This window comes from Acidovorax sp. KPB24-07 (assembly GCF_057543315.1).
Map to the genome: position 1 here is coordinate 1 of NZ_BAAJYS010000118.1, position 10,883 is coordinate 10,883.

The window sequence follows — 10,883 nt, forward strand, 5'->3', positions numbered from 1 at the left end:
GATGGCTCTGCTGATTGCAGCAAAGTTTGAAACAAAGAAGAGATTCTGAGTTTCGGTTCCTTAAGCAGGGAACCTCCCCCACCGGCTCAGCCACCCTCCCTCGCTCTCCCCAACCCTGCAGCCGCTCTCTCTCACGGACATCCAACAGGTCCAGCTCTCCCAGCAGCCCATCGGGATGGTCCGCCAGGGCCTCCAGTACCCGCATAAAGCCTGCACGCAGCCGCTGTGCCGTGTCCGGGCCGAACAGGTCGGTGTTGTATTCGAGCCGGGCATGGATCTGACCGGCATCCAGAACCGCGTTGAGCGACAGGTCCACCTTGGCGCCGGCCGGGCCGGCATCGATGAACTCCGCGCGCGCTCCGTGCAAGTCCAGCACCAGCGAAGGGTCGGCCACCTGCCAGCTGAACATCACCTGGAACAGCGGGTTGCGTCCGCCTTCCCGGGCCGCTTTGCGGCTGGCCAGCAAGGCTTCGAGTGGCAGATCGGCATGCTCCAGCGCGGCCAGGGCATCGGCCCGGACCTGGCGACAAATCTGGCGCAGCGTCTGCTGCGGCGACAGCCGGGCGCGGAAAACCTGCGTGTTGACGAAAAAGCCCAGCAGATCGCGGAGCGATTCGCGGTGCCGCCCGGCATTGGGCACGCCCACCCCGAAATCGGTCTGCCCGCTGTAGCGGCACAGCAGCATCTGCCAGGCGGCCAACAACACCATGAAGGGGGTGCAACGCTCGGCGCGGCACAGCCTCAGGAGGCGCTCGCACAGCGCCGGTTCCAGCGTGAAGTTCAGCGATTCGCCGCGAAAGCTCTGCCCCTCCGACCGGATCCCATCCAGGGGCAGTTCCAGCGCCGGAACGTGCGGGCCCAGATGGGCGTTCCAGTGGTCCAGCTGGCGCGCAAAACCGCCGCTGTCCAGCTGTGCCCGCTGCCAGACGGCGAAGTCCCCATACTGCAGGCGCAGCGCTGGCAGGTGCACCGGGCCCGGGCTTCGCAGGGCTTGCCCATAGGCCATTCCCAAGTCGCGCGCAAGGATGGGATTGGAGGCCGCGTCCGTCACGATGTGGTGCAGGCAGACACCGAGCAGATGCCGTTGATCGCCCAGTTTCACGAGGCGCGCCACCAGCGCGGGCGCACGACCCAATTCGAAAACATGCGATGCCAGTCCACTGACCAGCTCGGCCACGACGGCGTCGGCCGGCTCGGCCGCACGGTCGGTCGCATCGATGCACTCGAGTTGGAACGGCACCTGCGGCCGCACCGTCTGCCAAGGCACGCCGTCCCGTTCGATGAAGGCTGTGCGCAGGATCGCATGCCTGGCCAGCACGGCCTGGAAGGCGCGCTCCAGGGCGTCGGCATCGAGCGGGCCGTCGATTTTCAGCACCCGGGGCAGGTTGTACGCCGTCATGCCGGGCACGAGGCACTGGAGGAACCACAGTTGCTCCTGCGCGTACGACAGGGGAATGTCGTCGCCCGCGCGAGTGCACGGAACGATGTCGCCATCCTCCACGTCCTGCAAAGGCAGGATGCGAAGCGCCTGCGGGACGGCGGCGCGGGACGGGGCAGCGGTTGCGATGGAATCCATGGTGTCTTCGTTTTTCAGGCAGTGGAGACTCATGCGTGAACCGTCGCGGGTGCGTCGGCCCCTTCGCCGCGGTGCGGCTCGGCCTGCGGGGCCGCGGCACCTGCTGCGCGCTGCGCCTGGGCCCGCTGCTCCAGCTGAGCGGCCTGGTCGCCTTCGCCCTGCCGCAGTGCCGCCGCCAGCGCTGAGATGCTGGGGTGGTCGAACACCAGGCCCGGTGCCACCTCCAGCTGCAGCAGCTTGCGGATGCGCGCCACCAGCTTGATCACGAGCAGCGAATGCGCACCCAGGTCGAAGAAATCGTCGTCCACGCCGATGGCATCTCTTTGCAAAAGCTGCGCCATGGCCTCGGCCAGCAAGTACTCCAGGGCATCGCGCGGTGGCCGGGACGGGATGCCGTCGCCTCCACTGGCGGCCAGGGCCTCCAGCGCAACCCGATCGATCTTGCCGTTGGGAAGCCGGGGAAACTGCGCCAGGACCACGCAGCGCGCGGGAACCATGGCCGAAGGCAAGCGGGCGGCCACATGGTCCCGCAAGGCGGCCGCCATGGCCAGCGCCGCAGGGCCGCTGGCCACGGCGCATGCCACCAGTTCCGGCGCACCGCCATCGCCCGGCCGCGCGAACACCGTGGCCTGTGCCACGTTCGAGTGCGACAGCAACGCGGCCTCCACCTCGGCGGGCTCAACGCGAAAGCCCCGGATCTTGATCTGGTGGTCGGCACGCCCCGCCAGCCGGATGCCACCGCCGGGCAGTCGCCAGGCCAGGTCGCCGGTGCGGTACAGGCGCTCGCCCGGATTGAAGGGGTCGTCGATGAACGCGTCGCTGCCCGCCTCGCGGTGCAGGTAACCGCGGCACAGCTGCGCGCCCCCGATGAAGAGCATGCCCCGCCCCCCCTGCGGAACCATCTGCAGGTGTTCGTCGAGCACATGGACGCGGTTGTTGGCCAGCACGCGGGTGAGCGGCAAGGTGCCTCCACCTGGCGTAGCGCCGGATCCATGGGCATGCACCATCACGCCCACGGTGGCCTCGGTCGGGCCGTAGTGGTTGTAGATGCGGCAGTGTGGTGCCAGGCGCGCGATGCGCTCCAGCAGGGCGCTGGGCGTGGCCTCTCCGCCGAGCACCAAGGTGCGCGGCAGCACCGGCGCTTCGTGCTCGAGCAGCGCTTCCAGGTGCGACGGGACCATCTTGATCGCATCGATCTGGCGCTGCGCCATGAAGGCCGCGAACGCCTGCGCATCTTCGACCTCGTTTTGCTCGGCAATGACCAGGCAGGCGCCGTTGAACAGCGCTCCGAACAAAGCGGTGTTGCCCAGGTCCGCCACCACCGAGCTGGTCAGCGCCCAGCGCCGGCACCGCCCCAGGTCCATCGCCTGAGTGGCACTGGCCACGTAATTGAGCAACTGCGCTTGCCCGATCACCACGCCTTTGGGCTGCCCGGTCGATCCGGAGGTGTAGAGCACGTAGGCGAGATCGGCCATTTGCGGCGCGCGTTGCCAACCTGTTTCGGAGGGCATCGCGCTTTGCAGATCGGTCAGATGGATGTCGCGCCAGGATGATGGGACTGGCGTGGACGACTCGACACCCAACTCCGTTGCGCGAAGGACGTACGCTGGCCGGGCATGCGCCAGCACGGCTTCGCGGCGCGCGGCCGGCCACTCGGGCTCCAGGGGCAGGTAACCCGCACCCACGCGCCAAGCCGCGAGCATGGCGACCACCAGGTCGAGCGACCGGGGCAGCTCGATGGCGAGCAGTCCGCCCGCAGTCAGCCCGTGGACATGCAGGGCTTGCGCCATGCGGTCCACGCGTGATTGAAGCTCACGGTAGTTCAGGCGCTCCGCACCCGCCTCGATGGCTGGGGCATCCGGCGTCAGTGTGGCCCAGCGTCCGATGTGCTCGCCCACCGTGAGCGGCCCGGCATCCAGCAACGCATCGTTCAGCGACATCAGAAGCGCGCGCTCCTGCGAACCGACCAGGGGAAGGCGAGCCACCGGCCTTTGGGGTTGTGCCACCGCCGCGGCGAGCAGCGTGGTGAATTGCATCAGCAGTGCCTGAGCGGCAGTCTCGCTGCAGCGGCCTTCCGCGGCGTGGATTGCCAGCGAGCCAGGCACCCCGGCGGACCATTGCGCGTCCATCACCAATTCGAAGCAAGGCAAGGGCGCAGGCAAGGCCTCGACCTGCCAGACAGTGCCCTCCACCGCATGCCGGGCGGGCGCGTGGCGGGCCAGGAATCCCCAGCGCGCAAGCCCTGGCAGCGCAGGTGCGTCGATGGGCCAGAACTCCTGAGCCTGCGCATGCGCATCAAGCGTCGCGCCCAACCGGCGGAGCCAATCCCCAAACCCTTCGGTGGGGGCAATGTCCACCACCACCGGCAACACCTTGCTGAACGCGCCCACGCTGCCTTGCATGACGTCGTAGTCGTCCCGGCAATCGTTCTGCCATCCGACCACGAACCGGCGCTCCTCAGCCAACCGCGAGAGCAGCAGCCACCACACGGCCTGCAGCAGCGTGTGCACCTGCGTTCCTGCCGAATCGGCCGCAGCTTGGACCTGGGCCGCGAGCACCGGCTCGACCGCCTGCGCATGCCGCAGCGCCAGGCGCCTCCCTGACACGGCCGCTGGGCCATCCATCAAGGCATCCAGACGAGGCGCTGGCAAGGCATCGCTGCCTTCCACGTGATTGCGCCAATAGGTTTGTCCCTGCCGGGCATCGTCACCCTCCTGCAGGTCCTGCCGCCATTCCACGAACTGGGCATATTGGAAGGGCTCATCGCCCCCGTGCGGGGAGTCGCCACCATAGGCACGCACGACCTGATCGAGCAACGCCACCAGGCTGCCCTGGTCCGCGGCCAGCGCGTTCGCGGCGATCACGAGCCTGTGTTGCGCGTCCGCCGTCCGCGCCAGTCCCACGCGCAGCACCGCCGCACGCGACGGGTCCAGCGGAAGGGCGGACACCCCTTGCCACCAGTCTTCCAGGGCGGTGACGGATGCAGGCGCGGCGCGCTCGGCGGCCAGCGCGCGCAGGTCACCGGCGTGCCAGTCCAGCGCAGGCAGCGATTCCAATGGCTGCTGCCGCAGCCCGCGATACCCCGGCACGGCCCGCAGTGCCGTGGACAGGGCGCCGTGCGAACGCAGGGCAGACTCCACGGCGGCGCGCAGCCGCTGCGGATCCAGGGGGCCTTCGATGCAGGTCCGGATCTCCAGGGTCAGCGACGCTGCTCCAGGGTCCTCGTCAGCCATCGACAGCATGGCTCGCTGCTCAGGGCTGAGCGCGAAAGTGGTTTCAGCGAGATCAGTGAGGGTGGACATCATTTCAACCAGGGATCGGAGAAGGAACGGACGCGGCGGCAGACAGCACCTGCGCGCTTTCGGGCGGCACCGCCTGCAGCGCGGCGCGGTCGTACATGGCCCCCATGGCGACCACGATCTTTCTGGGGCCTTCGTAGGGGTCCCGGGCATGGGCGGCCAGCATGTTGTCCAGCATCACCACATCGCCCTGGCGCCAGTCGAAGCGCACCGCGCACGCCTCGTAGGCCTCGCCCACCAGCGCCATGGTCTCGTCGTTGATCGGAGAGCCATCGCCGTAGCAGACATGCCGCGGCATCCGCTCCATTCCGACCATGGCGAGCAGGTCTTGCCGCACTTCGGGCTCCAGGCAGCTCACGTGGTGCAGCTGAACCTGGTTGAAGAACACCCGCTCGCCGGTGATCGGGTGGACCATCACCGCAGGGCACCGCGTGCGGGTCTGCAGCGTGTCGCCATCCAGCCAGCGCCACTCGATTCCAGCAGCCGCCAGGCGGCTCTCCACCGCATCCCGGCGATCGGTCTTGTAGAAGTCCTGCCAGCTCACATCCAGGCCGGGCGTGAAGGTGCGCAGGTACAGCAGTTCCTTGCGCTCGAATTCGTCCACCAGGTCCGCCGGCAGGCGGCGCAGCATTTCCCGGCAATCGACGATGGGCGTCGCGCCGCCCACCGGCGACGGCAGTTCGCAGAAGAACCACTGCTTGCGGGGCCAGCGATCCAGGTGCGAGCTTTCGTTATGGAACAGGATCATCTGGCGCTCCGGGTACGGCGTGGAGCGATAGGTGTTGCGCCCCCCCTCCTTCTTGGGCAGGTCACCGTAGCTCCCGTACAGCTCGGGCTCGATGGTCTCGGCGAACGCTTCGAAATCCTGCGGGCTCTTCAATCCCAGGTTGCGCAGCAGCAGGCCGCCGTGCTTGCGCAGCATGGACTCGATGAAACCGCGCTGCTCACGGGCCCACGCGACCGGATCGAGGTCGTTGCCCGTGGCCTCGATCACCAACGGAAACTCCCGCTGCGCCGAGAGAAAGGACATGCGCACGGGAGAGCGTGCCGCGGCCTCTGCGGCAGGACGGCCCTTGACGGTGAGTTTCTTGAGTTTTTCCAGCTTGCTCGGCGCAAGCGACGAAGACAGCATCATTGAAGGCTCCTGAAAGAGAGGAAGGGCAAAGCGCTCGAGCGGCGCGTCGGGCGTGGCGACCACCTGCTGCAGCAGGCTGACCCAGGCATCGCTGGCGCGCACGATGGTTTCGTGCCGGTACAGGCGCGTGGCGTAGACCCATTCGATACCCAGGCCCTGCGCGTCCTCGACCACGAAGACCCCCAGGTCGAACTTGGACGTGGAGACCGGCTGCGTCGCCACTTCGATGGCCAGGTCCGGCAATTCGAAGCGGCTTTGCGGCAGGTTCTGCAGCACGAACAGCACCTGCACCAGCGGGTTGTGCTGGCGCGTGCGAGGCAGCCCGGTCAACTCCACGATCTGGTCCAGGGGCATGTCCTGATGTTCGAAGGCGCTCAAGGTGCTGTCCTTGGTCCGCGCCAGCCATTGCAGGAAGGTCAACCCGGGTTCCATGCGCGAGCGCAGCGGCAGCACGTTGACGAAAAAGCCGATGAGGCCTTCGAGATCGGGGTGGTTGCGCCCCGCGACGTCGGTGCCGATCACCAGATCGTCCGCGCCTGTCTGGCGGTGCATCTGCCACTCGAAAGCCGCCAGCAGCACGGTGAAAAGCGTCGTCCGCTCCCTTCTCGCCAGGGCCCCCAGTGCCTCGGTACATTCCCGGGGGATGCGCAGGCGCACCGAACGGCCCTCGGTCGACGCAACGGCTGGACGTTCGTGGTCCGGTCGGGGCGAGGACAGGGCCGGCGCCCCGGCCAGATAGGCGCGCCAGAAGGCTGGCGTGTCGGTGCGCGCTGGCGCCAGCCGGCGGCGGTGCCAGTCGGCATAGTCGGCGTACTGGAGTGCGAGCGGCGGCAGCGGCGAGGGACGATGGTCCTTCAACGCAGCGTAGAGGGCCACGAACTCTTTCACGAAAACGGCTTCCGACCAGCCGTCGAACGCGATGTGGTGCACGCAGAGGAGCAGCATGTGCCGATCGCTGCCCAGCCGCAGCAAGGCGGCCGAAAACACCGGACCGGACGACAGGTCGAACGGCGCCTTGGCGTGGGCGGACAGCGCTGCCTGCACGGCGAGGCTTTGCGCCGCAGCGTCGAGGCCCGACAGATCCTGCATCGGCACGGGCAACGGGCTGGCCGGCAGAATGTATGCGACCGGCTCGCCTTCGTCGTCCTGGCCGTAGCGGGTTCGCAGCACTTCGTGGCGCGCCACGATCGTGTCCAGGGCGCCCTGGAGCGCATGGACGTGCAGCGCGCCAGTGAGCGTCAACGCGGCGCTCACGTTGTAAGCGGTGCTTTTCACCGAGGCACCTGGCAATTGGTCCACGAGCCACAGGCGCTGCTGCGCCGGCGACAGCGGCATGTGCGCCCGGCGCTCCACCGGTACCAGGGCCGGCCCGCCTGCCATGGCAAGCCCGCCGTGAAGCGCCTTGCGAATGTCGCTGGCCATGGCGTGCAGCACGGGTTCTTCGAAGATGCGGCGCAAGGCCAGGTCCACGCCATAGGCCTGCCGCACCCGCGAGGCAAGCTGCGCTGCCAGCAGCGAATGGCCGCCGAGTTCGAAGAAGTGATCGCGCCGACCCACGGGTACCCCACCCAGCAGTTCGGACCACATGGCGGCCAGGGCCTGCTCGTCGGCCCCGTGCGGGGGTTCGAAATTCCGTGCAGGCGCCGCGCCAGGGTCCGGAAGCGCCTTGCGATCCACCTTGCCGTTGGTATTCAGCGGCAGCGCCGGAAGCGCCATCACCACGGCAGGCACCATGTAGCTGGGCAGGGTGGCCGCCAACCTCGCCACCAGTTGCTCTGCCAGCGGGACAGGCTCATCCCCCTGCCCGGCGTGCACCACCACATAGCCCAGCAGCATGGCGCCCGTGGCACCCTCCCTGGCCACCACCACGGCTTCGCGCACCTCGGGTTGAGCGAGCAATTGCGCCTCGATTTCGCCCAGCTCGATCCGGTAGCCCCGGATCTTCACCTGATGGTCGATGCGCCCCAGGTACTCCAACTGCCCGTCAGCGCCCCAGCGTGCCAGATCGCCCGTGCGGTACAGGCGTTCGCCGCCAGGGCCTGCGATGAAGCGTTCGGCCGTCAGACCCGCCCGGCCCTGGTAGCCACGCGCCAGACCGACCCCGCTTAGGAAAAGCTCCCCGGGCACGCCGGCGGGTGCCGGATTCAAGGCGCCGTCCAGCACGTGCAGCCCGGTCGCCGCAATCGCCTGGCCCAGCCGGGGCGGTCCTTCGACGCGGCCCGCGGTGGACCAGATGGTCGTTTCCGTGGGGCCGTACATGTTCCACAGCTCCAGCCCCAGGCCTTGCAGCGCGAGCGCCAGATCCGGCTGCAGGGCCTCACCGCCGCACAGGCCGCGAATACGGCGCGCCGCCATGGGCCTCCAGCCGCTCGTCAGCAAAAAGCGCCACCCCGCAGGCGTGGCCTGGAATGCCGTGGCGCCGCAGTCCTCGATCAACCGGGCCAGCGCCGAGGCGTCGCGCGTGACTTCGCGGGAGGCCAGCACGAGCCGCGCGCCGGTAACGAGCGGCAGATACACCTCCAGCGCGGCGATGTCGAAGGACAGCGAGGTGGCCGCCACCAGCACGTCATCCGCGCCCAGTCCGGGTTGCTCCTGCATGCTGCGCAGGAAATGGCCCAGGGCTTCGTGCCGCACCATCACGCCCTTGGGCAGACCGGTGGAACCGGAGGTGTAGATGGCATAGGCCAGGTGATCGCCATGCAGCGGAACCTGGGGATCTCGCTCGGATTCGCCCGCCAGCTCGGCGAAGTCGTAGTCCAGCACCGGCAATGTCTCCGTATGCGGTAGCCGGGCGCGCACCTGCGGCTGGGTAAGGAGCCAACCCATGCCGCTGTCCGCCACCATGTGGGCCAGCCGCTGGGCCGGCAGTTGCGGATCGAGCGGGACATAGGCACCGCCGGCTTTCAGCACCGCCAGCAGCGAGACGACCATGGCCGCGGACCGCTCCATGGCGATGCCGACCCGGCTGTCGGGGCGCACCCCATGGCGAATCAGGCGGTGCGCCATCTGGTTGGCCTGCCGGTTCAACGCCTCGTAGCTCAGTTGCTCATCGCCCGCCACCAGCGCGATGGCTTGGGGCCGGGATTGCACCTGCTGTTCGAACAAGCGGTGCACCGGCACGAAAGGGGCGTAGCGTCGGACATTCGTTCCCCACCGCATCAACTGCTGGCGTTCCGCCTCGCCCTGCACCGTCAGTTCACAGGCCCGGGCACTGGGCTCGGTGGCGAGCGCGCCGACCAGGCCTTCCAGGGCCGCCCTCATCCAGCTGCACAGGCGCTGCGCATCGACCCGCCGGTCCACCTTGGCCGTGAGCGTGAAGCCTGTGCCCTGGTCGTCCACGGCCAGCTCCAGCGGGTAATTGGTGCGCTCTTCGCTGCCAAGCCACTCCATGCCGTCCCAGATCGGGCTCTGAGGCCCCTCAGCGGGCGGGCTGTAGCGGTAGTTGAGCAATGCCGAGAACAGCGGGGTGTTGCCCTGGAGTGCACTGCAGCGCTGCGCCAGCGCCAGGCTGGCATGCTCGTGGTGCAGCAGATCGCTCAGTGCACGGTGCGTTTGCTCCACGCAGGCACCGACGGCCTGCGCACCGAGCCTTACGCGCAAGGGCAGCGTGTTGATGAAAAGACCCAGGGCGCGATCCGCGCCGGTTCCGCCCTGCATGCGGCCGAACAGCACGGTGCCGAAAACGACGTCGTCCTTGCCCGTGGCTTGTGCCAGCACCATGGCCCAGGCCAGATGGAACAGCGTCGCCGCACTCACGCCGTGCCGCTGAGCCTGTGCCCGCACCTGGGAGGCCAGGCCCGCCTCCAACAAAAGGCCGGCCTGCGCGAGTTGCGTTCCATCGCCCTGCACATCGTGCAGCCCGAACGGTGCGGTGGGCTCATCCACATCGCTCAGCATGGAGCGAAAGAACGCCTCGTGGTCGGCCTGGCCGTTGGCGCGCCGGGCTTGCGCCACGAACTGCCGGAACGGCACGCACGGGCCCAACTCCTGCGCCCGGCCCTGCTGGATCAGCGCGATCTCCTGGATGATCAGTTCCAGCGTGGTGTGGTCCAGCACCAGGTGGTGGCTGGGCAATTGCAGCAGCCAGCGGCCGACAGAGGCATCGTGCGCGGCCACCGCGTGGATCATGGGTGCGCGGCGCACGTCGATCCGGTGACGCGCAGGGTCCACCAGCGCGGCCAGCCGTTCGGCGACGGCCATCTGAGGCACCGCCGTATCGTCGGCGTTGCGATCCGCCTCCATCCATTGCAATTGCAGGGGCGCATGGCGGTAGACCACCTGCACCGGCTCGGGCAGGCCGTCCCACAGCACGGCCGTGCGGAGAATGTCGTGGCGCTCGATGACCTGGTTGAAGCTGGCGATGAAGCGCTCCAGCCGCTCCTGGCTGTCGAAACCGAGCGCATGCAGCGTGATGTATGCGTCGCCTTCGCGCTGCAGGCGGTGGTGGAACAGCATGCCGTCCTGCAGCGGCGCCAGGGGATAGATGTCCTGGATGTTGCTCGCACCGCCCGGCACCTGCGCAACGATCTGCTGAATGTGTGCGGGCTCCAGCGCGATGAGGGGCAGCATCTCCGGGTGGATTACCGAGGCGCCGGGCGGAATCCCGTTGGGCGGCACCGATACTTCCGCAGGGGCCGGCTCCTGCACAAGGGCCTGGGCAAAATCCGCCAGCTCCGGGTGCTGGAACAGGGTACGCACCTGGACCGGCCAGCCCTTTTGGCGCACCTGGTCAAGAATGCGCAGCGCCACCAGGGAGTGCCCCCCGATTTCGAAGAAGTTGTCATGGCGCCCCACGCGCTCCAGCCCCAGCACCTGCCCCCAGATCTGCGCCAGCGCCTGCTCCACCTCCCCTCGCGGCGCCTCGTACTCCCGC

The 10,883-nt window shown here is 68.4% G+C and carries 3 protein-coding genes; all 3 read right to left on the reverse strand.

Annotated features, from left to right (window positions below):
• Positions 1-1,576: condensation domain-containing protein (locus AC27IQ_RS13470; protein WP_487089760.1), on the reverse strand; the 1,576-nt coding region annotated here is incomplete at its 3' end.
• A 29-nt stretch (positions 1,577-1,605) separates the two neighbouring features.
• Positions 1,606-4,881 carry a non-ribosomal peptide synthetase gene (locus AC27IQ_RS13475; RefSeq protein WP_487089761.1) on the reverse strand — a complete coding sequence of 1,092 codons (3,276 nt, stop codon included), beginning with the start codon at positions 4,879-4,881 and terminating at the stop codon, positions 1,606-1,608.
• 1 nt (position 4,882) lies between these two features.
• Positions 4,883-10,855 (reverse strand): non-ribosomal peptide synthetase, encoded by a 5,973-nt coding sequence (locus AC27IQ_RS13480; RefSeq protein ID WP_487089762.1) that lies wholly within the window; start codon positions 10,853-10,855, stop codon positions 4,883-4,885.
• Positions 10,856-10,883 lie beyond the last annotated feature (28 nt).

Excerpts from the sequence above, each read along its gene's own strand:
- AC27IQ_RS13475 (WP_487089761.1), bottom strand. The coding sequence starts at position 4,881 with ATGATGTCCACCCTCACTGATCTCGCTGAAACCACTTTCGCGCTCAGC.